29 protein-coding genes are annotated in these 23523 nt (G+C 70.1%); 14 read left to right on the top strand and 15 right to left on the bottom strand.

Features of this window, described 5'->3' with window-relative positions:
- The first annotated feature begins 147 nt into the window (after nt 1–147).
- The 3 genes from MKL20_RS11355 to MKL20_RS11345 all read left to right on the top strand — a co-directional run bounded on the left by MKL20_RS11355 (nt 148) and on the right by MKL20_RS11345 (nt 1024).
- On the top strand, nt 148–330 hold the full coding sequence (locus MKL20_RS11355; protein WP_243965361.1) for a hypothetical protein: 183 nt from the start codon (nt 148–150) through the stop codon (nt 328–330).
- A gap of 50 nt (nt 331–380) precedes the next feature.
- Entirely contained in the window at nt 381–641 is a 261-nt protein-coding gene (locus MKL20_RS11350) for a hypothetical protein (RefSeq protein ID WP_244036748.1), read from the top strand.
- A 77-nt stretch (nt 642–718) separates the two neighbouring features.
- A complete protein-coding gene (locus MKL20_RS11345; RefSeq protein WP_244036747.1) occupies nt 719–1024 on the top strand; it encodes a hypothetical protein in 306 nt (101 codons plus the stop codon).
- Nucleotides 1025–1109: 85 nt separating this feature from the next.
- On the opposite strand, the gene MKL20_RS11340 is transcribed toward MKL20_RS11345, so the two are convergent.
- A complete protein-coding gene (locus MKL20_RS11340) occupies nt 1110–1304 on the bottom strand; it encodes a hypothetical protein (RefSeq protein WP_243965357.1) in 195 nt (64 codons plus the stop codon).
- A gap of 123 nt (nt 1305–1427) precedes the next feature.
- Here MKL20_RS11340 and MKL20_RS11335 point away from each other — a divergent pair, with 123 nt between their 5' ends.
- From MKL20_RS11335 to MKL20_RS11325, 3 genes are all read left to right on the top strand, one after another.
- Complete coding sequence (locus tag MKL20_RS11335) at nt 1428–1628, top strand: hypothetical protein (protein ID WP_244036746.1); 201 nt, start codon at nt 1428–1430, stop codon at nt 1626–1628.
- A gap of 103 nt (nt 1629–1731) precedes the next feature.
- Nucleotides 1732–2208, top strand: a complete 477-nt coding sequence (locus MKL20_RS11330) for a phasin (protein WP_243965356.1) — start codon at nt 1732–1734, stop codon at nt 2206–2208.
- A gap of 102 nt (nt 2209–2310) precedes the next feature.
- Entirely contained in the window at nt 2311–2553 is a 243-nt protein-coding gene (locus tag MKL20_RS11325) for a hypothetical protein (protein ID WP_244036745.1), read from the top strand.
- 53 nt (nt 2554–2606) lie between these two features.
- On the opposite strand, the gene MKL20_RS11320 is transcribed toward MKL20_RS11325, so the two are convergent.
- A complete protein-coding gene (locus MKL20_RS11320; protein ID WP_244036744.1) occupies nt 2607–2861 on the bottom strand; it encodes a hypothetical protein in 255 nt (84 codons plus the stop codon).
- A 432-nt stretch (nt 2862–3293) separates the two neighbouring features.
- Between MKL20_RS11320 and MKL20_RS11315 the strand changes: the two genes are divergently transcribed.
- Nucleotides 3294–3521 (top strand): hypothetical protein, encoded by a 228-nt coding sequence (locus tag MKL20_RS11315; protein WP_244036743.1) that lies wholly within the window; start codon nt 3294–3296, stop codon nt 3519–3521.
- A 40-nt stretch (nt 3522–3561) separates the two neighbouring features.
- Here the strand turns inward: MKL20_RS11315 and MKL20_RS11310 are convergent, their stop codons facing one another.
- The 4 genes from MKL20_RS11310 to MKL20_RS11295 form a co-directional block, all read right to left on the bottom strand.
- Nucleotides 3562–3789 (bottom strand): hypothetical protein, encoded by a 228-nt coding sequence (locus tag MKL20_RS11310; RefSeq protein ID WP_244036742.1) that lies wholly within the window; start codon nt 3787–3789, stop codon nt 3562–3564.
- A 218-nt stretch (nt 3790–4007) separates the two neighbouring features.
- On the bottom strand, nt 4008–4268 hold the full coding sequence (locus tag MKL20_RS11305; RefSeq protein WP_244036741.1) for a hypothetical protein: 261 nt from the start codon (nt 4266–4268) through the stop codon (nt 4008–4010).
- 80 nt (nt 4269–4348) lie between these two features.
- On the bottom strand, nt 4349–5188 hold the full coding sequence (locus MKL20_RS11300) for a hypothetical protein (protein WP_244036740.1): 840 nt from the start codon (nt 5186–5188) through the stop codon (nt 4349–4351).
- Nucleotides 5189–5417: 229 nt separating this feature from the next.
- Nucleotides 5418–7454, bottom strand: coding sequence for a molybdopterin-dependent oxidoreductase (locus MKL20_RS11295; protein WP_244036739.1), 2037 nt, complete (start codon nt 7452–7454; stop codon nt 5418–5420).
- A 217-nt stretch (nt 7455–7671) separates the two neighbouring features.
- Here MKL20_RS11295 and MKL20_RS11290 point away from each other — a divergent pair, with 217 nt between their 5' ends.
- The 4 genes from MKL20_RS11290 to MKL20_RS11275 all read left to right on the top strand — a co-directional run bounded on the left by MKL20_RS11290 (nt 7672) and on the right by MKL20_RS11275 (nt 11457).
- On the top strand, nt 7672–9678 hold the full coding sequence (locus MKL20_RS11290; RefSeq protein ID WP_244036777.1) for a hypothetical protein: 2007 nt from the start codon (nt 7672–7674) through the stop codon (nt 9676–9678).
- A 281-nt stretch (nt 9679–9959) separates the two neighbouring features.
- Nucleotides 9960–10226, top strand: a complete 267-nt coding sequence (locus MKL20_RS11285) for a hypothetical protein (RefSeq protein ID WP_244036738.1) — start codon at nt 9960–9962, stop codon at nt 10224–10226.
- A gap of 98 nt (nt 10227–10324) precedes the next feature.
- On the top strand, nt 10325–10495 hold the full coding sequence (locus tag MKL20_RS11280; protein WP_243965530.1) for a hypothetical protein: 171 nt from the start codon (nt 10325–10327) through the stop codon (nt 10493–10495).
- A 263-nt stretch (nt 10496–10758) separates the two neighbouring features.
- The gene (locus MKL20_RS11275) at nt 10759–11457 is read left to right on the top strand and encodes a YidB family protein (protein WP_244036737.1); all 699 of its coding nucleotides are present in this window, start codon (nt 10759–10761) and stop codon (nt 11455–11457) included.
- 317 nt (nt 11458–11774) lie between these two features.
- Here the strand turns inward: MKL20_RS11275 and MKL20_RS11270 are convergent, their stop codons facing one another.
- From MKL20_RS11270 to fabD, 6 genes are all read right to left on the bottom strand, one after another.
- Nucleotides 11775–12116 (bottom strand): DUF6883 domain-containing protein, encoded by a 342-nt coding sequence (locus tag MKL20_RS11270; protein ID WP_244036736.1) that lies wholly within the window; start codon nt 12114–12116, stop codon nt 11775–11777.
- Nucleotides 12113–12364 (bottom strand): DUF4926 domain-containing protein, encoded by a 252-nt coding sequence (locus MKL20_RS11265; RefSeq protein ID WP_244036735.1) that lies wholly within the window; start codon nt 12362–12364, stop codon nt 12113–12115. Before MKL20_RS11265 ends, MKL20_RS11270 begins: the two co-directional genes overlap by 4 nt.
- Nucleotides 12365–12719: 355 nt before the next feature.
- A complete protein-coding gene (fabF, locus tag MKL20_RS11260) occupies nt 12720–13982 on the bottom strand; it encodes a beta-ketoacyl-ACP synthase II (RefSeq protein ID WP_243965327.1) in 1263 nt (420 codons plus the stop codon).
- Nucleotides 13983–14154: 172 nt separating this feature from the next.
- Nucleotides 14155–14394 carry an acyl carrier protein gene (locus MKL20_RS11255; protein ID WP_007559070.1) on the bottom strand — a complete coding sequence of 80 codons (240 nt, stop codon included), beginning with the start codon at nt 14392–14394 and terminating at the stop codon, nt 14155–14157.
- 336 nt (nt 14395–14730) lie between these two features.
- A complete protein-coding gene (fabG, locus tag MKL20_RS11250; RefSeq protein WP_244036734.1) occupies nt 14731–15468 on the bottom strand; it encodes a 3-oxoacyl-[acyl-carrier-protein] reductase in 738 nt (245 codons plus the stop codon).
- 240 nt (nt 15469–15708) lie between these two features.
- Nucleotides 15709–16650, bottom strand: coding sequence for an ACP S-malonyltransferase (gene fabD, locus MKL20_RS11245; RefSeq protein ID WP_244036733.1), 942 nt, complete (start codon nt 16648–16650; stop codon nt 15709–15711).
- Nucleotides 16651–17238: 588 nt separating this feature from the next.
- Here fabD and rpoZ point away from each other — a divergent pair.
- The 3 genes from rpoZ (at nt 17239) to MKL20_RS11230 (ending at nt 21109) form a co-directional block, all read left to right on the top strand.
- Nucleotides 17239–17649 carry a DNA-directed RNA polymerase subunit omega gene (gene rpoZ / locus MKL20_RS11240; RefSeq protein WP_010685409.1) on the top strand — a complete coding sequence of 137 codons (411 nt, stop codon included), beginning with the start codon at nt 17239–17241 and terminating at the stop codon, nt 17647–17649.
- Nucleotides 17650–17866: 217 nt separating this feature from the next.
- Nucleotides 17867–20107 (top strand): RelA/SpoT family protein, encoded by a 2241-nt coding sequence (locus MKL20_RS11235; RefSeq protein WP_244036776.1) that lies wholly within the window; start codon nt 17867–17869, stop codon nt 20105–20107.
- 360 nt (nt 20108–20467) lie between these two features.
- Nucleotides 20468–21109 carry an NYN domain-containing protein gene (locus MKL20_RS11230; protein WP_243965314.1) on the top strand — a complete coding sequence of 214 codons (642 nt, stop codon included), beginning with the start codon at nt 20468–20470 and terminating at the stop codon, nt 21107–21109.
- 227 nt (nt 21110–21336) lie between these two features.
- On the opposite strand, the gene MKL20_RS11225 is transcribed toward MKL20_RS11230, so the two are convergent.
- The 3 genes from MKL20_RS11225 to dapA form a co-directional block, all read right to left on the bottom strand.
- The gene (locus tag MKL20_RS11225; RefSeq protein WP_244036732.1) at nt 21337–21906 is read right to left on the bottom strand and encodes a peroxiredoxin; all 570 of its coding nucleotides are present in this window, start codon (nt 21904–21906) and stop codon (nt 21337–21339) included.
- Between the two features lie 211 nt (nt 21907–22117).
- Nucleotides 22118–22591 carry an SsrA-binding protein SmpB gene (gene smpB / locus MKL20_RS11220; RefSeq protein ID WP_147910009.1) on the bottom strand — a complete coding sequence of 158 codons (474 nt, stop codon included), beginning with the start codon at nt 22589–22591 and terminating at the stop codon, nt 22118–22120.
- Between the two features lie 16 nt (nt 22592–22607).
- Nucleotides 22608–23507 carry a 4-hydroxy-tetrahydrodipicolinate synthase gene (dapA, locus tag MKL20_RS11215; RefSeq protein ID WP_244036731.1) on the bottom strand — a complete coding sequence of 300 codons (900 nt, stop codon included), beginning with the start codon at nt 23505–23507 and terminating at the stop codon, nt 22608–22610.
- Nucleotides 23508–23523: the final 16 nt, after the last annotated feature.

Raw genomic sequence — 23523 nt, 5'->3', positions numbered from 1 at the left:
AGGGCCGACCACGCGGGGACAGAACCGCGTGGTCGTCGAAACGGTTGCTTTGGCCCTTTGGCGGTGGGCACCTTCGCGCGTGACGGCCGTTCTGTCCGTGCCGGGCCTGCCCATCGCAGGGTGCGGCGCCGATGCCGGGGACACGCCATGCCCGATCCGAGATCGCCCCAAGCAGACGACGCACCCGAGCCCGACCTGCCCAAGGGCCTGCCGACACCGCCGAATACCGGCGACATGCCGCCGCCCCGGCTTCCGCCCGCCCCGGAGGACGACCCTGCGCCGCCGCGGCGGGAACCCGCGCCGGATATCGACGACGTGTCGGGCCTGTGACGGCCGCCCGCATGGTTCGGCGCGCCGGTGCCGTACGGACGGCTCGGTCGATGCGCGGGTGCCTGAGTCTGACCGTCTGTCTCGCCGTCTTCCTCGGATCGCTCCTGACGGCCTCGGCCGCCGAGCCGCTCACCATCGAGCGGCTCAGCGCCGACGGCTGGGAGATCGCCGGCTATACCGGCACCTTCGACAATCGATCGTCCCTGATCCTGTTTCGGCGGAAGGACACGAAGTACTTCGTCCAGTGCTCGATCCTGTACGACGTGACCCGCAACCCGCGCGTGATCACCAATTGCTACGAGCTGCACTGAGGAGTTTCGCGCCGGGCCCGGGTGAACTTCGCCGGCCCACGCCCGTTGGCGTCCGACCCCAAGCGACGGACGGATCCATGACACGCACGACGATGGTGCTCGCGAGCGCCGTGACCCTTCTGCTGGCCGGCCCGGCCGCCGCGCAGGTGACCACCGGCGGCGCCGGCAATACCGGCGTGACCGCCCCGCCCACCACCGGCGGCGTCGGGGCCGGCACCGTGGGCAGCGGCCCGAACGCCCAAATCACCACGGGCACGACAGCCAATCCCAGCAACTCCTCCGTCCCGGGGACGACACCGGGGGTCAATATCGGCGGCACCCCGACGAGCGGACCACCCGGCACCGGCGGCACCGCGGGCGGCCCGGCCCTGGGCAACCGCTAAAGTACTGTCCCGAAAGCGGGTTGCCGGGCTATCGAAGCGGGATCACGGGCCGAGCACTCACGGGCCGAGCGCTTGCCGCTTCGGCTCACTCCCCCCAATCGATGTCCAGCGACCGCTCGAACGCGGCCGCAGACATCTCTTGGCCCTTGGGATTGGCGACCATGATCTCCCGGAACCCGCGCCGGGCGAGTTCCCAGGTCTTCTCCATGGCCTGCTCGTCGGTCCCGCACGCGAAGGTCATGACGCGGCCGGACGGATCGATCCCCTTGACGGTGAACACGACGCTCTCCTCAGCTTTCCCGCCCGCATATAGCGCGGTGGGGGCGATCCCGGCCACACAGCGACCAATGATCCGGGAGCCGCGGGGCGAACACCGCGTTGCTTCGGGACAGGGAGCCCTCGAATGAGTGATTCGCGCAGACCCGCCACCGTGCCGGGAGGGCCCTCGAATCCGCTCGACCCCGATCTGGAGATCCCACCCACGGATCTCGATTCCGACGCCTCGAACAAGCCTTTGCCGATTCCGGACGAAGAACCGGAGGTCGGGCTGTCGCAAAAGGGAAGCGGTGAGGACGCGATCGTTCGGCGCGAGACCGATGTCTGACGGATCCAGCGTCCCGTTACACGTGGATCCCTGGACCTAACCGCTTGTGCGGTGCACAATCGGCACGGCCGCGGCCGGACATGCGGCTGACAGGAGACCAGTCATGGCGAATATTCCGAGCTTCGAGGTCCCCCCGCAGGTGCGCGACTTGGCCGAGACCAGCGTCGAGCAGGCCCGCAAGGCGTTCGGCACCTTCATCGGTTCCGCACGGCGTGCCGCCGATACTGTGCAGGGCTCCACCGAACTGGCCCGCACCAACGCGCACGACATCTATACCCGCAACCTCGACTACGCCGAGCAGAACGTCCGCGCCGCCTTCGATCTGGCGCAGAAGATCGCGTCCGCCCGTTCGTTCCCGGAGGCGATACAGCTCCAAACCGAGTACGTGCGTGAGCGCTTCGCCGCCATGCAGGCCCAGGCCAAGGAACTCGGCGGTCTCGCCCAGGGGGCGTTCCAGCAGGGTGCGGAGCGCGCCCGGTCAGCCGTACAACAGGGTGTCGAGGACACGCAGAAGGCGGTGAAGCAGGGGCAGGACGCTGTCCAGCAGACGCAGCACGCCGCCGACCAGGCGTCGCACTAAAACCGCATGCGCGAGGCTGCGAGCTCTCGGACCCGCCGCCTCGGTAATGGGTCGGCGACGCCTGCGAGTGTCGTCGCAGCCATCCCGGATGTGGAGTTGCCGATGATGTATGGCGAGGTTGGCCGTCTGGCGGACGAGGCCATGTGGCTGAGCATCCGCCAAGCGGAGAATGCCGCCCTTCTCGCGGTTGCCATCCAGTATGCCTGGCTGGACCTCTGCGTCGAGAGCTATCGGGTGACAGGCGCCGCCGTGAGGGACGAGCTGGGGCAGCAGGCCCGAACCCGGCGCCTGATCCAGCGCGGCGTCTCGCCGAGCATCGCCGCCCAGGAACTGCGTATCGTCTGACAGGCGCCCCGCCGGAGGGATGAGCGCCCGGCGGGAAGATCAGCGTGAGGCGCTCAGCGATTCGTGTCGGCGGACGCCTGGACGATCGGCCGCTCGAGGGTCGCCACCGGGCGGCTGACAGTGCGGGTGGCCGAGACCGGCTGGGGCGTGGTGCTCAGATCGCTGACCGAACGGGCCTGCGTGGTGGCGCGGGCCTGCTCCCGATACAGCGGCGGGGTCAGGTGCAGGCTGTCACCCGCGGCAGCGGGACCAGCGAAGATGGCGGCCGAGGTGAGCGCCGCCGACGCGAGGATGAGGATCGTGCGCATGGTGCGTCTCCGGGTCGATCGCGGAATGCAATCGCTGGACGCATGACACCACGAATTTGTGCAATGCGGTATGCTGATTGCGCATTGCAACATAACGCAGTTCAGGCATCGTTCTGCAGTTTTCGCAACCTTGTCAGAGAGAAAATCGCATCTCAGCACAAGCTGCGCCATGCATTCCGGACAAAGGAACTAAATTTCCATCGATGAACTCTCAAATATAAATTGAGATCGAACGCGATTTAATTTCACACGCGGCCGCATCGATAGCCGATGGGCCCGCCGATCCCGCATCGCGGTCTCGAAGGCCAATCACCTCGATCCGCCTCGCGACGTCGCGATGATCGCGACACGAATCAGTAACGCGATCGCCAGATCCACGTCACATGGATCGGTTATGCTCGACCCAATCGCGAAAATTTTCGGAGCGCGACGATGACGCCCGCCGACCTCGATAAAACTGCCGAGTTGACCGTTTGGCCGAGCCGCTCGCTTGGGCGGTCCGCGAAGGGACACCCGTTTGCGACCCTGCGCGAGGCGCTTGCCGCCGCGGTGCAAGCGATCGAAGCCGAGAATGCCGAGCCCTGGATCATCACCGAGGAGGGCGACGTGCTCTCGCCGCGCTGGATCCGCGCGAACACCCAGTCCCGCGCGTTGCAGTGATCCGAACTTTTCCCGGCCGATGCGGTCCCGGACCGGCCCCTCAGCACCCGATGCAGATATCGTGCACCACGTGTTCCCGGCGGTGACCGGTGCGCTGGTTCGGGAGCCGGCCCTCCATCGACGGGAAGCCGCTGCCGAGCGCCTGGAGCCGCCGTCGGCCGGCTGCCGGATCGGCGGGCGCGGGCGGAGCAGGGGTCGCGGCTTCGGGCGGCGAGGCCGTGCTCGGGGCGCTGTTGACCATGCCGGGATCGGGGAGAGGCATCACCATCCCCTGTGTCGGCGGAGCCGACGCGAACTCTCCCGCCTGAACCGACGAGGCCGTGCAGACCAGGACAACGAGGATCAGCCGACACGGCACCGGCATCAAAGTCCCTCCGCACTTGCCCGCTGGATGATCGCCGGCGCCATCACGCGCCGGTGGGGTCCGTGTTTGAGCGTGACGGGCTCGCATGCGCCGAGCCAGTACCTCCTTCGGCGGCCGACCCTCTAGTAAGCTCGCCCGTAGAACGGCTTGGATTCCGGACGATAGCGGTCGCCGACCGGCCAGGTGTAGGGCTGGTCCTTGCCGGTGCGGATATCGGAGCCGAATTTCGGCGTGTTGAACCCGATGCCGTGAAGGCTGCCGGCGCGGCCTTTAGCGCCCTGCACCGTGGAGCCCGCGTCGCGGGCCAGGGCCACGCTCGACATCCCGACGACGAGAACAGCCGCAAGCGAAACGCGGCCCAGTCCCATGGCTTTCTGCATCATCGCCTCCTGTCCCGGCCGAGGCGCCGGTGCAGAAGGAACGGCAGCGCTTCCACCCGGTTCCGCCTCGGCGTGCGGCCGCGTCAGAAGCCGTTCGCGCCGCCGAAGCAGGCCACCGCCAGCGGCCCGGTGCAGGCCGTGTCGGCCTGGGCGGTCCCGGCCGCGATGCCCGCGCCCCCGACCGCTCCGCCGCCGCCATTCCGGACCGTGCTGGCGGTCGTATCGGGATCCGTGACCGCGTTGGCGCCGCTCGCGATCCCGGCGCCGCCGGAGGAGCCGCCGCCGTTCGCCGTGGGTGTCGCGGAGACGGCCGAATTAACGTTCAGGCCCGTCGAACTGGCGCCGATCCCGCCGGCGCCTCCGAAGCCGCCGGCTCCGAACGAAGCCGCCGACGAGGCCGAATTCGCGTTCGTGTTCAGGCTGGTGGCGATCGCCGATCCGCCGCCGATCCCGCCCGTGCCGAACGACGAGAAGGCATTGCCCGAGATCGAGCCGATCGCCGAGCTCGACGAGGTGTTGAAGCCGCTACGCGTCCCGGTCGCCCCGATCGTGCTGCCGGTCCCGGTCGAGCCAGAACTCGTGCTGCCGGTGATACCGGCGCCGCCGGTCGTGCCGGCCCCGGTCAGGCCGAGCCGGCCGGTGCTGCCGCTCGCCCCCGAGGGCGGCGCGATGCTGCCGCTTCCGGAGCCGCCACCGCCGAAGCTGAGCTGGCCGGCATTCACCAGCCCGCCGCCCTGGGCCGAGAGGGTCGGGAACGGGCCGGTGGTCGAGCCGCCGCCGAGGCTGAGCTGGCCGGGATTGGCGATCGCGGTCAGCGGTTCCAGAGAGGCCGCCGCAGGCACGGTCGCGGTGGCGGACAGGCTCTGCGCCCAGGCCGATGAGGCGAACGGGAGCAGCAGGGCGGCAGCGAGGAGGGCTCGCATGGCTGGTGACGTCCACGAAACAGTGTGTCTGCAGCCAACCGCACCGCTTCAGGCAGGTTCCGTCATGGGTCGATCTCTCAAAATCCTGGATTCAAAAGGTTCAAGACCTTTTGCGGGTCCAGGGCAGAGCCCTGGTCCATCGGGGCCAAGCCCTAAAATCTTGCCCCGATACCCCGCCCAAGGGTTGAGCCCCTTGGGATCCCGCTTCTTGGCCGGGTCAGGCCCCTTATCAGGCAGCCCGAACCCAGACAGCGGTGTCGTGGAAGGTGGCGCCGTCGTTGGGGGCGGCCGGGGTGTCGCCGATCAGCGCGTTGATGCCGCGCCCGCCCGAGAAGGCGGCGGAGGGCCACAGGCTCTCGACCACGACGATCCCGGGCGGCTGTCCCTCGGCGAGGCGCGCATGCAGCCGGACCTGGCCGCGGGTGTTGCCGATCTCCACCGCGTCCCCGGTAGCGATCCCGAGGCGGGCGCCGTCCGCCGGATGGAGCAGGCAGGTCGGGCGCCCCTCGCGCCGGATCGATTCCGGGCTGTTGGTGAAGGTGGTGTTTAGGAACTGGCGGGCGGGCGGCGCCACCATCCGGAACGGCCGCTCGGCATCGGCCGGCTCCGACACCGCCCAATGGTCGGGCAGGGCCGGCATGCCGGCGGCGCGCGGCCCGAGCGCGGACCAATCCGGGCTGAACCGGAAGCGCCCGTTCGGATGTCCGAAGCCGGTGAGGAAATGGCTCTCGGCGAAGCTCGGCTGCGCGTCGATCCAGCGCTCCTGCTCTAGCCGGTCGAGGCCGCCCCAGCCGGAGCGGGCCAGGGTGGCGTCGGCGAGCGCCCGGGCGCTCAAGGCGAACCCCGCATGCGCGGCTCCGAGCCGCCCGGCGAGGGCGGCGATCAGGTCGTGATTGGAGCGGCATTCGCCCGGCGGCTCCAGCAGCGCCGGCCCGGACTGGATGTGGCTGTGGCCGCCGGCCCCGTAGATGTCGTCGTGCTCCAGGAAGGTGGTGGCCGGCAGCACAAGGTCGGCGAGCGCCGCCGTCTCGGTCATGAACTGCTCGTGCACCGCCACGAACACGTCCGGCCGCAGCAGGCCGGCGCGCACGCGGTTGCTGTCCGGCGCAGAGGCCGCCGGGTTGGCCGACTGGATCAGCATGGCCCGCACCGGCGGCCCGCCCTGGAGGGCGTCCGCATCGTCGGCCAGGATCGCGCCGATCCGGCTCATGTCGAGTTCGCGCACCCCCGGGGCCTTGGCGTCGAGCCCCTCGGTCAGGGTCTTGTCCCAGTTGAAGATCGCCGCGTTCTGCCAGAGGGCGCCGCCGCCCGCGTGCTGCCAGGCCCCGGTCACGGTCGGCAGGCAGGTCACGGCGTGCAGGTTGACGGCGCCGTTGCGCGTCCGGGTGAAGCCGAAGCCGCAGCGGATGTAGCTGCGCGGCGTCGAGCCGTAGAGCGCCGCGAAGGCCTCGATCTCGGCGACCGTGAGGCCGGTGATCGCCGCCGCCCAGTCCGGGGTTCGGGTCGCGACATGGGCCTCCAAAGCCGCCGTGTCCTCGGCATGGGCCTCCAGATAGGCGCGGTCGGCGTAACGATCGCGGAACAGCACGTGGAGCACCGCGCAGGCCAGCGCCCCGTCGGTGCCCGGCCGGGGGGCGAGGTGGAGGTCCGCCGCCGCCGCGGTGCCGGTGCGATAGGGATCGATCACCACCAGCTTGGCGCCGCGGGTCTTGCGGGCCCGGCTGATGTGGCTCATCGCGTTGACCTGGGTGCTCACCGGGTTGCCGCCCCAGACCACGATCAGGTCGGAGAGCGCCATTTCCCGCGGGTCCGGGCCGGCGACGCGGCCGACACCGGCGCTCCAGCCGGCGATGGCGATGGCGGTGCAGATGGTTCGCTTGCGGCGGGAATAGCCCATCACGTGGGTCAACCGGTGGATGCCGTCGCGCTGGACGAGGCCCATCGTGCCGCCGGAATTGTACGGCCAGACCGCCTCTGGGCCGTGGCGTTCGGCGGCCTCCGCGAAGGCGCCGGCCAGACGGTCGAGGGCGGCGTCCCACGAGATCGGCCGCCACTGGCCGCTCCCCTTTGGGCCAACCCGTTCCAGAGGCTGGAGAATCCGGTCCGGATGGTGGACCCGCTCGCCGTAGCGGCTGACCTTCGCGCAGATCACCCCGGCGGTGTAGGGGTTGTCGCCGCCCTTCACGGAGACGACGCGGCCGTCGGCCACCTGCACGTCCAGGCTGCAGGCGGAGGGGCAATCGTGCGGGCAGACGGTCCGGGCCAAGCGACGAACTCCGTGCCGTCTCTTCGCGGCGGCGGCGGCAATGATGCAAGCGCCGTGCTTTTTTGCGGCGGGACCGTGCGAAGAGTACGCGAAGAATGCGGTTTTTCCCGGCGGGCGTCCGGCCAGCCTGCGAAGAATTGGCCTTCATCCTGCCGGATTGGCGGTATGGTCTCGCGTCCCGGATCCTCCTGAACTCACGATTGTGACTTTGTCCGAAGTGTTCGCTCAAGGCTTGCGCCGCGCCGGCTGGCTCGCCGGGCTGCCCGCGCTCGCGCTGATCTGGGTGAGCGCGACCCTCTACGCCGCCCCGCAGATCGCCGACCGGATCGAGGCGGCGGGCGCGCGCGTCGCTGCGGGCACCGCCACCGCCACCGGCGAGCCCTGGCTGCGGCTGGAGGCGCGGGGGCGCGATCTCGCGGCGGAGGGCGAGGCGCCGGATGTCGGCGAGCGCGAGACCGTGCTGGCGAAGCTCGCCGCCCTGGAGGGACCCCGCCGGATCGTCTCGGAGGTCGGGCTGGTGGAGACGGCCTCGCCGTTCCTGTGGGCCGCGGTCCGCACCGGCACGGCCCGGGTGGCGCTGGAGGGCAGCCGCCCGGTGGAGATCGGCCGGCGGGCCCTGGAGGCGCGGGTCACCGGGACACTGGCGCCCGGCACCCATCTCGACGACACCGCGCGGGCGGCCAGAGGCGCGCCCCCCGATTTCGCCAGCGCCGCGGCCTTCCTGGCGGCGCGCCTGTCCGGGCTCGCCAAGGGCGGCCGGGCGGCGTTGAGCGATACGGTGCTCAGCCTGTCCGGCGAGGCCCTGGACGTGCCGGCCTACGAGGCTTTGCGGGCCGCCCTGTCGGACCCGCCCGCCGGGTTCAGCATCGGGCGGATCGAGATCCTGCCGCCCGCGGTGGCGCAGTACCGGTTCGCGGTGCAGAAGTCCGCCCGGGGGGTCCTGCTCGACGGCTTCGCGCCCTCCGCGGCCGACCGGGATGGGGCCCTGCGCGCGGCCGCGGAGGCCGTGCCCGGCGGCACCGTGCAGGACCGGCTGCTCACCGCAAGGGGGCTCGACCCGGCGATCGACCCCAAAGCCCTGATCGCCTTCGCGTTCAAGCTCGCCGAGCTGATCCAGGCCGGCACCGTCAGCTTCGCGGACGATACCGTGTCGGTCACCGGCGACGCCATCGATGCCCAGGCGATTCCCGATGCCGCCGCGCTGATGCGCGAGGGCCGGCCCGCCGGGGTGAAGCCCGGCGCGGTGGCGCTGACGGCCCGGCCGCTCTCGCCCTACCGGGTGGCGATCCGCCGGACCCCGGAGGCGGTGACGCTGACCGGCCACCTGCCGGACGACGCGACCCGGGAGCGGGTGCTCGCCGCCTTGAGGCCGCGCCTGTTCCGCGAGCCGGTGATCGACCGCACCCGTCTGGCCGACGGCGCCCCGCCCGATCTCGGCCCGGCGCTCGCCGCAGCCGCCCCCCTGGTGGTGACCCTCGCGACCGGGGAGGTGGCGGTGTCGGACCGGGCGCTGACGCTCACCGGCGAGAGCCTCTACCGCGAGGCCGCCGCCCGGGTGCCGGACCGGCTGGCCGAGGCGCTGCCCCCCGGCTGGACCGGACAGGCCGCCGTCACGGCCCGGCAGCCCGCCGAGACCCGCGACCCCGCCGCCTGCCGGGCCGAGGCCGCCGCGACGCTCGCGGGGGCGTCCCTGCGCTTCCCGGCCGGCGGCGCCACCCTGACGCCGGCCTTCTACCCCGTCCTCGACGCCCTGGCGGCCCTGGCCAAGGCCTGCCCGTCGTTGCGCATCGCGATCTCGGCCCCCGCCGACCCAGCCAAACCGAAGCCGGCCCCGGGGGAGGGCGCCCCGACCGCCGAGGCGGCCCCGACCCAGATGGCGAGCACGGCCCGGCCCGAAACCCCCGCCGCCACCGGCTCGGCCCCGAAGCCCAATTCCAAGGAGGCCGCCCCGAAGGCGCATCCGGAGCCCGAGACCCACGCGGCGCCGAAGAAGCCCGAACCCGCCAAGCCCGCAGCCGCGAAGGCCGCTGGCTCCAAGACGACCCCCACCCAAAAAACCGAAACAAAGCCCAAGGCGGCCGTCGACGACCCGCCCCTCGACCTGCCGCGGCTGCGCGGGCAGGCCGTGATCGAGTATCTGCTCCAGGCCGGGGTCCGGCCGGACCAGCTCAGCGCCGGGCCGGACGCGCCCCCCGGCCCCGTCGCCTTCGCGCTGCTGCCGTGAGGCCCGGGCCGCGCGCCCGCGCCGGTTTGCGCCTATGATCGCTCCCTCCCGTCATTGCGAGCGCAGCGAAGCAACCCAGGGCGGCGCGCGATCGCGGAACGTGGCGGATCCCTGGGTCGCTTCGCTGCGCTCGCGATGACGGCGCGGAGTGACAGGCCGGGCCAAGCAAACGGAACCCGTATGAGACCGACACAGACCCCGATCCGTCCCCCGCACCTCAGGATGAGGGTGCGGGTGGGACAGCCCCGCCGAAGCGCCGCCCAGGAGGCCGGACAGCCGTGATGCTGTTGCTTGATGGATTCTGGCCCGGGCTCGCCGGGGCGGGGGCGCTCGGCCTGGTGGTCGGGGCCGTGGCCGGCTGGCCGGCCCGGCCGCTGGTGCCGCTCGCTTTGTGCGGGCTCGCCGCGCTCCTGGCGGCGCTGGCGCTCGTGGGGATCGTGCCGGGCCTGCCCGGCCTGTGGCTGGAGGGCGCCGGCCTGATCCTGCCGCCCTACCTCGCCGGCTGCGCCCTGGGCGCCCTGGCACGCCACTGGGTCGCCCGCCCGTAGGGCCGCGATCCGCCGGCTGGATGGAACCGGTCGGCCCCCCGGCGACGTTGCTTCTGCGAGAATGGCCCCTGGGGCCTACAACCAGAAGAGGCGATCCGATGCCGAACCTGACGCGCTCCGCCCGCCGCTACGCCCTCCGCCTGCCGCGCCCCCGGGCCGGCGCCGCCGCCACCGGCCTGTTCCTGGCCGCCCTGGCGCTCTCCGCCGCCACCGTCCCCCTGGCGCAGCCGACGACAGCCAGCACCGCTCAGGCCTCGCTGGCCCGCTGAGGTCTGACGGGGGAGGGGCGAGCCGGAAATTTCACCGCCCGTCATGCAACCGCGACGCGCCCCCTCTCCCGTGCGGGAGAGGGGGCGCGTGGCGGCTTTCGCAAGCCGAGGTGTGAACATCGTAGCCCGCACGGGGAGGGGACCCGCGCCGCATCCGGCGATGGATGAGGCCGTTCGCCCCACGGCGTCACACCAGCCTCTGCAACCCCCACCCCCCACCCGCCGTTGTCAGCCCGGGCGAACCCCGCCCCGGAGGAACGCTTATGGGTTTGCTCGAATCGGCGATCGGCGGCGTGCTCGGTCAGGTGTTCGGCGGCCAGAGGCAGGGATCCGGGGGGATGTCGCCCCTGGTGAAGGCCCTGCTGATGCTGCTGCTCGCCAAGGGCGCCAGCGGCGGCTTCGGCGACATCTTTGGGCGCGGCGGCCGGGGTGAGCCGGGACCCGAGGCCGACCGGTCCGGCGGCGCCGGCCCCTACGGGCGCGATCCGGGCCAGCATCCCGCCGATGCCGGCGGACGCGGCGACCCGGGCGACATCGGCGGCTGGGACCAGTCCGGCCAGCGCCGGGAGACCGGCCCCTCCGACCCGTCCCTGCCGCCCGGCGATTTTTCGGACCTGTCCGGCATGCTCGACGGCCCGGGCGAATCCGGCCCCACCGCGAGCCGCGCCGCCCCGGAGCATCAGGGCGATCTCGGGGGTCTCGACGGCCTGGTCGACCGCTTCCGCCAGGGGGGCCTCGGCGACGTGATCGAATCCTGGATCAGCCCCGGCAGCAACCGCCCGGTGGCGCCGGCCCAGCTCGCCCAGGCGCTCGGCCCCGACACCCTCGACACCCTCCAGAGCCAGACCGGGATGGACCGCGAGGCGCTGCTTTCGCAGCTCGCCCAGGCGCTGCCGGAGGTGGTGCACGCGCTCACCCCGCAGGGACGGGTGCCGGGGGCGGAGGAGCGGCGGGGGTGGTGAGAGTTGCCGTCTCCCGTGTGCCTGAAAAACGGAACGCCTTGGTCCGTCATAAACAACCCGAAGCTTCGATCCTTTTAAGCAAAAGAGCTCAAACGATCGCCGACTGCCACGAACGGATTTGACGATCTCTTCCTCATCCTGAGATGCTGCGCAGCAGCCTCAAAGGAGCTCTCCTGGGATCACTGTTACCTCTGGAGGTCTTCTTCGAGGCCTACGCTACGCTTTGGCACCGCAGGATGCGGGGCGAGGTTGGGACGATCATCAAGAATATTCGCCGCGTAGCCGATGTCCTCCTTCAACGGAGACCGGATCACCCGTCAGGATTTCCAAGGGTAAGCGGTGAGGAACCGCCACTGCGTATCACTGGTGACTTCCCAAACGCTGCGGAGCGACATGACACGTCCATCCGGCGCTTCCAGAGGGCCTTCGAACACGCGGCGCGGGAGGCCGAGTGGAAGCACCACGGCGCGCCCCGGCCAATGATCGACCGCGTGTTTCACCAGATCACCAGCGAGCCGTTCGGGATCCTCCGCGGCATAGCCGAAGGCCAGCAGATACTTGGCTTTGGAGGCGCCATCGGCATGCAAAGGGTTGAGCAGGTAGCTGACGATCTTGGGCCATTCGACGGTCCAGACGATCGCTTCGACCTCGCCAGTCACACCGGCGCGCGCTCGACCAGTCTAATGTCCCCGGGCCGGACCGTCGCCAGGGCGCCGACCGGCGTCGGAAACTCGACCACATAGGCCTCACCATCGCGATAGACGCTGACGATGGTTCCCTCCGTGCCCGGTGTCAGCACATCGCCATCGTCGCTGGTTGCAGCGGCCGTCAGCGCGACCCGATCGAGATCTCGCAGACCCGACCGTGATGCGTCCTGTCGAAACTGGTAGGCGAATTCCAGCGTCATGGCCGCATGATAGGCGCGCTTCGGGATTGCGCAACCGCTCCGTTTCCCAAGATCGGACTCAAGATGATCCGGCCCCGGGGTGCCTATTGAACCGGTCTTTCCATTCTTACCCTCATCCTGAGGTGGCGTAGAGGAGCGGAGCCCTCGAAGGAGCCCTCCAGCCAGCCGCGTGATCCCTGGAGGGCTCCTTCGAGGCTGCTGCGCAGCACCTCAGGATGAGGTGGAAAATTGGGATCTCCGTCGATCAGATCCGTCATGCGACTTGGATCGCGCAGGTAAACAGAGCAGGTAAACAGATTTGTGAGGCCAGCCGATCAAGCCATTGCTTGCGCGGTGCTGGAAACATTACCGGTTCTCAGGCGACCCGCCGCATCACCAGCGACGCATTCGTCCCGCCAAAACCAAACGAATTCGACAGCACCACGTCGACCTGCTTGCGCTTCGCCTCGAAGGGCACGAGGTCGATCTTGGTCTGGACGGAGGGGTTGTCGAGGTTGAGCGTCGGCGGGATCACGCCGTCGCGCAGGACCAGAATCGAAAAAATCGCCTCGACCGAGCCGGCGGCGCCCAGCAGGTGGCCGACCGAGCTCTTGGTGGAGGACATGGTCGCCTGGGCGGCGGCATCCCCCAAGAGACGCTCCACGGCCTTCAGCTCCAGCTCGTCGCCCATGGGCGTCGAGGTGCCGTGGGCGTTGATGTAGCCGATCTCGGCGGGCGAGATGCCGGCGCGCTTCACCGCGGCGGTCATGCAGCGGAAGGCGCCGTCGCCGTCCGGGGACGGGGAGGTGATGTGGTAGGCGTCGCCCGAAAGGCCGTAGCCGACCACCTCGGCGTAGATTTTTGCGCCGCGGGCCTTGGCATGCTCGTACTCCTCGAGCACGACGATGCCGGCGCCCTCGCCCATGAGGAAACCGTCGCGGTCGCGGTCGTAGGGGCGGGAGGCCTTTTCCGGGGTGTCGTTGAAGCCGGTGGTCAGCGCCCGGCAGGCCGAGAAGCCGGCGATCGACAGGCGGTTGACCGGCGATTCGGCCCCGCCCGCCACCATCACGTCGGCGTCGCCCAGCGCCACCAGGCGGCTCGCGTCGCCGATGGCGTGGGCGCCCGTGGAGCAGGCGGTGACCACGGCGTTGTTCGGGCCCTTGAGGCCGTAGGCGATCGAGACCTGGCCGGAGGCGAGGTTGATGATCCGGCCCGGGATGAAGAACGGCGAGATCCGGCGCGGGCCCTTCTCGTGGAGGGTGACCGAGGCGTCGTAGATGCCGCCGATGCCGCCGATGCCGGAGCCGATCAGAACGCCGGTGGCGCACTGGTCCTCGTGGCTCTTGGGGTGCCAGTTGGCGTCCTTCAGGGCCTCGTCGGCCGCCGCCATCGCGTAGACGATGAACGGATCGACCTTGCGCTGCTCCTTGGGCTCCATCACCGCGTCGGGGTTGAAGGTGCCGTCGGTGCCGTCGCCGAACGGGACCTGCGCGGCGACCCGGCAGGGCAGGTCGGCGGATTCGAAGCCGCGGATCGGGCCGGCGCCGCTGTCGCCCGCGATCAGACGGCTCCAGGTGTGCTGCACCCCGCTGCCGAGCGGCGTGACCATCCCCAGACCCGTGACCACCACCCGCCGCATGCTACCTGTCCCGTCTTAGGAGCGCTCCCCCGCCGCCATCGACGCCGGCCATCCCCGGAGCGCATCTCGTACAACCGATCGCGGCCGGATCCGTGCCACGGAACCGCGAAACGCAGAACGGCGCGGGGGCTGCTTCGCCTCACCCGCGCCGCGTGAAACCGAATCCGGCGCCTCAGGCGGCCGAGTTCTTTTCCAGGAACTTCACCGCGTCGCCGACCGTCTGGATGGTCTCGGCGGCATCGTCCGGGATCTCGACGTTGAATTCTTCCTCGAACGCCATGACCAGCTCGACCGTGTCGAGGCTGTCGGCACCGAGGTCGTCGATGAAGTTGGCGCTCTCGACCACCTTCTCGGGCTCGACGCCCAGGTGCTCGACGACGATCTTCTTCACGCGCTCAGCGATATCGCTCATCGGTCTTCCGTCCTCGTCCTTTTGGTCTGTCAGTCGTCTCGGGGTGGTGCCGTGGCCGCGCCGCGCCCCTGCGGGCTTGTTGGCGGGCCGGTGTCGATCGCGCGTGTTTCGAGGTGAACCGGGACGGCCCCGCCGGGGGGCCTTGGACTGAAAACCCGCTGAACCGTCAACCCCCTGTACGGCTGCGGGGCGTGGTAGCACAGGGTTCCCGCCCTGGCGAGAGCCGTTCAGATTCCCTTCATGGGTGTGGCACACGCGTGTCGGACGGGTCGATTCGGCGTTGGCTTCCGCATCATCGCCGTCCGAAAGCGGGAAGCCACCTTTCGGGATGATGCGCTAGAACATCGCCATGCCGCCGTTCACGTGCAGGGTCTGGCCGGTGACGTAGGCGGCCTCCGCCGACGCCAGGTAGATGCAGGCGGCGGCGACCTCCGCGCCCTCGCCGAGGCGCCCGGCGGGCACCCGGGTCAGGATGCCCTCGCGCTGCTTCTCGTTGAGCGCGTCAGTCATCGGCGATGCGATGAAGCCCGGCGCGATGCAGTTGACCGTGATCCCGCGCGAGGCGACCTCGGCGGCCAGCGCCTTGGTCATGCCGACGAGCCCGGCCTTGGCGGCGGCGTAGTTGCCCTGGCCGGGATTGCCGGTCGAGCCCACCACCGAGCCGATATTGACGATCCGCCCGGCCCGGCGGCGCATCATGCCCTTCACGGCCGCGCGCGAGAGCCGGAAGGCCGCAGTGAGGTTGACGGTGAGCACCTGCTCCCACTCGTCGTCCTTCATCCGCATGAACAGGTTGTCCCGGGTGATGCCGGCATTGTTGACCAGGATGTCGAGGGGCCCGATCGCCGCCTCGGCCGCCGGGACCAAGCCCTCCACCGACTCCTTGTCGGAGAGGTCGGCCGCCACCGGGCTCGCCCGCTCGCCGAGTTCCGCCGCCAGGGCCTCCAGAGCCGCCGGCTTCGTGCCCGAGAGCGCCACGGTGGCGCCCTGGGCGTGCAGCGCCCGGGCGATCGCCTGGCCGAGGCCGCCGGTGGCGCCGGTCACGAGGGCTTTGCGGCCGGTGAGATCGAACATGCTGGTTTCCTACGTTCAAGAGCCTGTTTGAGCGGTCCGTCCCCTCCACGACCTCATCCTGAGGTGCCGGCCAATCGACGATCGGGCGGCTTCGAAGGAGCCCTCCAGATCGCGCCGCGATCCCTGGAAGCCTCCTTCGAGGCTGCTGCGCAGCACCTCAGGATGAGGGGATGGGTGGGAGATCCTTCGGTTCGAACCGTCCTGCGAAAGCGATCACGCGGTCACACAGAATCGAAAGATCTAGAGCGCGAAGGCCGCCACGTCCGCGGGGGTGCCGATCGCCGTGGCACTCGCCTGGGGGGCGATGCGCTTGACCAGGCCGGTGAGCACCTTGCCGGCGCCGAGCTCGTAGAACCGGTCGACACCCGCCGCCGCCATGGCGGCGACGCTCTCGCGCCAGCGCACGGTGCCGGTGACCTGCTCGACCAGGGCCGCCCGGATCGCCGCGGGCTCCGCCACCGGACCCGCCGTGACGTTGGCGTAGAGCGTCACCCGGGGCGCCTTCAGGTCGACCTTGGCGAGGGCCGCGGCCATCGCGTCGGCGGCGGGGCCCATGAGCCGGCAATGGAACGGTGCGGAGACGTTGAGCATCACGGCGCGCTTGACCCCGCGCTCGGTGGCGATGCCGACCGCGCGCTCCACGGCCGCCCGCTCGCCGGAGAGCACCACCTGGCCGCCGCCATTGTCGTTGGCGACATCGCAGACCGCGCCGTCCGATTCGAGGGCCGCCGCCTCGGCGATCCCGCGGGCCGCCTCGACATCGGTGCCGATCAGGGCCGCCATCGCGCCGATTCCCGGCGCCACCGCCGCCTGCATGGCCTCGCCGCGCAGGCGCAGCAGCCGGGCCGCATCCGCGATGGAGAGGCTGCCGGCGGCCGCGAGCGCCGCGTATTCGCCGAGGGAATGCCCGGCCACGCAGGCCACGTCCCGGGCGAGGTCGAGGCCGCGCTCGGCCTCCAGCACCCGCAAGGTCGCGAGACTCGCCGCCATCAGGGCCGGCTGGGCATTGGTGGTGAGGGTCAGCTCCTCCACCGGCCCCTCGAACATCAGCCGCGAGAGCGGCTGGGACAGGGCGTCGTCGACCGCGTCGAGCACGGCCTTCGCCTGCGGGAAGTTTTCGGCGAGCGCCTTCGCCATGCCGACCGCCTGGCTACCCTGGCCGGGAAAGATGAGTGCGCGCATGGCTTGTCTGATCGCTCTCGCCGTGCGGCGCGCGAACGCCGCCCCTGTCGGCCGAAACACCTGGAATAAGCGGCGCGCACTCGCACCCGAGGCAGCCCGTGTCAACAATGCGTCGCACAATCCGGGCGGCACCGCGCAGGCGCCTCAAGGTGTTGGCGACGCCCATGGGCTGCCCCGTCTGTCGGACGACGTCGGCGTTCCGCCGCAGCCGTTCCGACAACAGCCCCGTCATCCCGGGGCCGCGAAGCGGAGCCCGGGATCCAGAAACGCAGTTGCGGCAAGGATTGGTGCCGTCGGCGGTTCTGGATCCCGGGCTCGCCTGCGGCGCCCCGGGATGACGGGGAGGATGCCAATGCCGTCGCAGACCTCCGGCCTCTCGTGGAGCCTTTCCAACCTGCGCGGCCCGAGCGATCGATCCTGTCGGCGAACCACCGCGGGCATTGGAGTCCGGGCATCGGGGAGGGGCATCGCCCCGCCCATCCGACCCGCGCCCGGTGCAACCCGCTGTGCTTGTTGCACAACGGCATTCCGTGTAGAGTGGCGCCACACCCGACATCACCCGTCGCTTAAGCTGAGGAGCCGCCCCGCATGGCGCGCGTCACCGTCGAAGACTGCATCGAGAAGGTCGAGAACCGGTTCGAGCTGGTGCTGCTGGCGAGCCACCGGGCGCGCCTGCTGGCCGCCGGCGCCCCGCTCACCATCGACCGCGACCGCGACAAGAACCCGGTCGTGGCCCTGCGTGAGATCGGCGACGAGACGATCACCGCCGACGATCTCAAGGAACAGCTGATCCACTCGATGCAGAAATACGTCGAGGTGGACGAGCCGGAGGCCGAGACCGTGCCGCTGCTGTCGAGCTCGCCGGCTGCCGCCGCCGTGGCTCCGCAATCCTCCAGCGACGATGCGGCGGTCCAGTTCGACCGCATGAGCGAGGAGGACCTGCTGCGCGGCCTCGAGAACCTCGCCCCGCCGGTCGAGACCGACGACGAGGGCGAGTAAACCCGGATACAGTGAGCCGCGCCACGTGGGCCTGGATGATCACGACCTGAACGAGACCGGACCCGGCGGAGACGCCGGGTTCTTGCGTTCGGACGGCGATACGGTCGCAACCGGCGCTTTTCCGCCGCCGGGGGCTGGCGCCGTCACGCCGGTTGCGGGAGAGTCGGGCGTGACCCCGACCCCGCGTGCCATCCAGGAACCGACGACCTCCCGGCGGATGATGCGCCAGTACGAGCTCGTCGAGCGGGTCAAGCGCTACAATCCGGCCGCCGACGAGGCGCTGCTCAACCGCGCCTACGTCTACGCCATGCAGGCGCACGGCACGCAGAAGCGGGCCTCGGGCGATCCGTTCTTCGCACATCCCCTCGAAGTCGCCGCGATCCTCACCGACCTGCATCTCGACGACGCCACCATCGTGGCCGCGGTCCTGCACGACACCGTCGAGGATACCGAGGCGACGCTGGAGGAGATCCGCCGGCTGTTCGGGCCGGAGATCGGCGCGCTGGTCGACGGCCTGACCAAGCTGAAGCGCCTCGACCTCGTCTCCAAGCAGGCCGCCCAGGGCGAGAACTTTCGCAAGCTGCTGCTCGCCGTGGCGGCGGATGTGCGGGTGCTGCTGGTCAAGCTCGCCGACCGCCTGCACAACATGCGCACCCTCCAGCACATGCGGGAGGACAAGCGCCACCGCATCGCTCAGGAGACCCTGGACATCTACGCGCCGCTCGCCGGCCGGATGGGCATGCAGGAGCTGCGCGAGGAGCTGGAGGACCTGGCCTTCCGCAACATCGAGCCGGAGGTCTACGCCACCATCACCCAGCGCCTCGCCCGGCTCACCGCCAAGTCCGAGCGGGTGGTCGAGACCATCGCGCAGGTGCTGACGGAAAAGCTCTCCGCCCAGGGCATCACCGCCGAGGTCAGCGGCCGGCAGAAGCGGCCGTTCTCGATCTGGTCGAAGATGGAGCGCAAGTCGGTCGCCTTCGAGCAGCTCTCCGACATCTTCGGCTTCCGGGTGATCGTAGACACGGTCCAGGATTGCTACGCGGCGCTCGGGATCGTCCATACCAGCTGGCCGATGGTGCCGGGCCGGTACAAGGACTACATCTCGACCCCGAAGCAGAACGATTACCGCTCGATCCACACCACGGTGATCGGGCCGAAGAGCCAGCGCGTCGAGCTGCAGATCCGCAGCCGCGCCATGGACGACATCGCCGAATACGGCATCGCCGCGCACGCCCATTACAAGGAACTCGGCAAGGACGTGCCCAGGGAGCCGGGCAGCGTCCATCCGAAGCTCGCCGCCGAGAGCGGCGCCTACCAATGGCTGCGCCGGACCATCGAGCTGCTCGCCGAGGGCGACAGCCCGGAAGAGTTCCTGGAGCACACCAAGCTGGAGCTGTTCCAGGACCAGGTGTTCTGCTTCACCCCGAAGGGACGGCTGATCGCCCTGCCGCGGGGCGCGACGCCGATCGACTTCGCCTACGCGGTGCACACCGATGTCGGCAACTCGGCGGTGGGTGCCAAGATCAACGGCCGGATGGCGCCGCTGCTGCACGAGCTCGCCAACGGCGACGAGGTCGAGATCAGCCGCTCGGACGGGGCCTCGCCGCCGGCCGCCTGGGAATCCCTGGTGGTGACCGGCAAGGCCCGGGCGGCGATCCGCCGGGCGACCCGGGCGGCGGTGCGCCGGCAATATGCCGGGCTCGGCCGCCAGATCCTGGACCGCGCCTTCGAGCGCGCCGCCAAGACGTTTTCCGAGGACAAGCTGCGCGGCGCCCTGCCGCGCCTGGCCCGGGCCACCACCGAGGACGTGTTCGCGGCGGTGGGGCGGGGCGAGATGTTCTCCGGCGACGTGGTCCGGGCGGTCTATCCCGACCACCGCGACGAGCGCCGTCCGTCGACGCCGCAGGGCGCGCTGAACGGCGCCGGCCGGCTCGTGCGCTCGGCCGACCAGACCATGCGGCTGACCTTTCCGGCCACCGAGGGTGGCAAATCCGAGGGCCGCAGCGACGCGATCCCGATCCGGGGGCTGGCCGGCGACCTGCCGGTGACCTTCGCGCCCAATGGCGGCGCGGTCCCGGGCGACCGGATCGTCGGCATCCTGACCCCCGGCGTCGGCGTCACCGTCTATCCGATCCAGTCGGCGGCGCTCGCCGCCTTCGACAACGAGCCCGAGCGCTGGCTCGACGTCCGCTGGGACACCGAGGCCTCGGGCACCGAGCGCTTCCCGGCCCGCCTGGCGCTGAAGTCGATCAACGAGCCCGGCGTGTTCGCCCAGATCGCCCAGGTGATCGCCGACCACGACGGCAACATCGACAACATCTCGATGAAGCGCCGCACCCAGGACTTCACCGACATCACCATCGACCTGTCGGTCTGGGATCTCCAGCATCTGACGGCAATCATCGCCGAGCTGCGCGGCAAGCGCCCGGTCAACAGCGTCGAGCGCGTGAACGGCTGAGATGTTTTTCCGCCCGCACGGGCGATGGACCTCAGGTTTATCGGATTAACCGAGGTCTATCGTCCCAGTCGCGTGGCGCGATACGCCGCGATACGATTTTTCTATCGACCCCCCGGGGAAACGGCGCTATCGAGAGCCACATTCCTTCCGGTTGACTTGACAGGGGTATGTTTCGCCCGAATGGTCGAGAAAGCCCGGGCGACCGTCGTCCGGAAGGGGACCGCGCTTTTCTGTCCCGGCTTTCATCTCTCTCGGCATTCGATCGCGACGATGCGGCCCCGGGCTTTCCGCCCGGATTTATCCCAGCCGTTTCAGCACACGATTTCCGGCAACCCGTATTCTTCAGGATTCGACCCATCCATGGCAGCACCGCAACGCAGCGCTCTCTTCATCGACGGCGCGAACCTCTACGCCACCACCAAGGCTCTCGGCTTCGATATTGACTACAAGAAATTGCTCAAAGAATTTCAGGCTCGCGACACCCTGCTGCGGGCGTTCTACTACACCGCGATGATCGAGGATCAGGAATATTCCTCGATCCGGCCGCTGATCGACTGGCTCGACTACAACGGCTACCGCGTCGTGACCAAGCCCGTGAAGGAATTCACGGACTCGATGGGCCGGCGCAAGTACAAGGGCAACATGGATATCGAGCTGGCGATCGACGCCCTCGAGCTCAGCCCGCATATCGACCACATGGTGCTGTTCTCCGGCGACGGCGATTTCCGCTCGCTGGTCGAAGCGATGCAGCGGCGCGGCGTCAAGGTGACGGTGATTTCCACCATCCAGACTCAGCCGGCGATGATCTCGGACGAGCTGCGCCGGCAGGCCGACGAGTTCGTGGATCTGGCGAGCCTGTCGGGCCGCATCGGCCGCGAGGCGAGCGAGCGCCCGGTCCGGGCGGCCGGCGAGACCGCCAGCCGCTACCGCGGCGACGCCCGCCCGAGCCCGGCCCTCGAGAACCGCTACGGCATCCGCCAGCCGGAATCCGAAGAGGGCTGAGTGCCTGTTTGACCGGTCATTCCCATTCTCGACCTCATCCTGAGGTAGCGTAGCGAAGCGGAGCCCTCGAAGGAGCCCTCCAGCTGGCCGCGCGATCCCTGGAGGGCTCCTTCGAGGCTGCTGCGCAGCACCTCAGGATGAGGGGAGAGATGAGGATCTCCGTCGATCAGAACCGTCCTTCGACTGCAATGGCGCAGTCAAACAGGCTCTGAGACCAGGGCTAAACTTCAGGCGCTGCCGCCGTCGAGCCAGTCGATCAGCTGCTGCGCGCCGCGATCGGCCGGGAAGACCGGGTAGAACACGCGGGCGACCACGCCGTCGTCGATCACCAGGGTGAGGCGGCGCAGCAGCACCTGCCCGCCCGCCTCGAAGACCGGCAAGCGGGCGGCCATCGCGAAGGCGCGGTGCGGATCGGCCAGCAGCGGAAACGTGAGGCCCAGCCGCTCGGCCGCCTCCCGCTGGTAGGCGCTGGTCTGGGTCGAGAGGCCGAAGACCTGCGCGACTCCGCGCTCCCGCAGGGCGGCATGGTGATCCCGGAAATCGCAGGCCTGCGGGGTGCAGCCCCGGGCGCCGGGAATCGCGTCCCAGTCCGGCGTCAGGGCCGGCTTCCCCGGCTCGCCCGTGCGCGGATAGGCATAGGCCACGGTGCGGCCGGACAGCTTCGCGAGCGACACCGTACGGCCGTCCGTCGCGGTGAGCGCCACGTCGGGCAGCTTCATCCCGCGCAGATGATCGGCGGCGCCGTCATCGACGGGGGCGGGGAGGTCGGCGGGCAGGGTGTCGGGGTTGGGGTGCATGGGCGTCTCCTCGGATCGCGAGCCTAGATCGCCGCGCGCCGAAGGTGAATCGCCAGTTTTTGGCTTCGCCCTCGCCGTCATCACGAGCGGAGCGACGTGACCCAGGGCAGCGCGAGGGTCGGAGATCGCGCGCCGCACTGAGTTGCTTCGCTGCGCTCGCAAGGACGGAATGGCTCCGAAGCGATTCCCCCCGGAAGCCGGATGATCCGGTCTACCCCCGGTCCCGCAGCAGCCGCGCGCGGTCGCGCTGCCAGTCGCGCTCCTTGGCGGCTTCGCGCTTGTCGTGGGCCTGCTTGCCCTTGCCCAACCCGAGCTCGATCTTCGCCCGGCCCTTGTCGTTGAAGTAGATCTTCAGCGGCACCACCGTGTAGCCCTGGCGCTGGGTCGCGCCGATCAGCTTGTTGATCTGGCGGCGGTGCAGCAGCAGGCGGCGCGGGCGCTTGGGCTCGTGGTTGAAGCGGTTCGCCTCCAGGTATTCCGGGATGTAGCAGTTGAACAGCATCAAATCGCCGCCGGAGGGGCCGGCATAGGCCTCGCCGATCGTCGCCTTGCCGCCGCGCAGGGACTTCACCTCGGTGCCGGTCAGGGCAATGCCGGCCTCCAGCGTGTCCTCGATCGTGTAGTGGAAGCGCGCGGCACGGTTGTCGGCGACGACGCGCCGACTGGGCTCCGGTTTCGGGGCCATGGTTTTGGGATTCTCCTTAGCCTTCGAGCAGACCGGCGTGGCGCAGGGCCGCGTCGACGATCGCCCGGGTCGCGTTCGAGACCGGCACCAGCGGCAGGCGCAGCTCTTCCGTCATGTGGCCGAGCTTGGCGAGCGCATACTTCGCCGGCGACGGATTGGCCTCGGCGAACAGGCCGCTCTGGAGCGGGAACAGCCGGTCCTGGATGGTGAGCGCCTTGGCGTAATCGCCCGCGAGCGAGGCCTCCTGCAAATCGGCGCAGAGGCGCGGCGCCACGTTGGCCACCACCGAGATGCAGCCGTGGCCGCCCTGGGCGTTGTAGCCCAACGCCGTCGCATCTTCGCCTGAAAGCTGGAGGAAGTTCGCCCCCATGGCCTGACGCTGCTGGCTGACGCGGTCGATCTTGGCGGTCGCGTCCTTCACGCCGGCGATGTTCTTCAATTCGTACAGACGGGCCATCGTCTCGACGCTCATGTCGACGACGGAGCGGGGCGGGATGTTGTAGATGATGATCGGGATACCGACCGCGTCGTTGACGGCCTTGAAGTGGGCGTAGAGGCCCTCTTGCGTCGGCTTGTTGTAGTAGGGCGTGACCACGAGCACGGCGTCGGCGCCGGCGCGCTCGGCGTGACGTGCCCGCTCCACCGCCTCGGCGGTGGAGTTGGAGCCGGCACCCGCCACCACGGGCACGCGGCCGCCGGCCTCGTCGATGCAGGCCTCGACCACCCGGTCGTGCTCGGCATGGGTCAGGGTCGGGCTCTCGCCGGTGGTGCCGGTCGGCACCAGGCCGTGGCTGCCCTGCTCGATCTGCCAGCGCACGAATGTCCGGAACGCGGCCTCGTCAAAGGCGCCGTCGCGGAACGGCGTCACAAGCGCGGTGAGCGAGCCCCGCAGGCGGCTCCCGGTCATCTCGGTCATCTCAGGCGTCCCGAAA

Source organism: Methylobacterium sp. E-066 (assembly GCF_022829635.1).
GTDB lineage: Bacteria > Pseudomonadota > Alphaproteobacteria > Rhizobiales > Beijerinckiaceae > Methylobacterium.
This window is presented reverse-complemented; position numbering and strand designations above follow the sequence as displayed.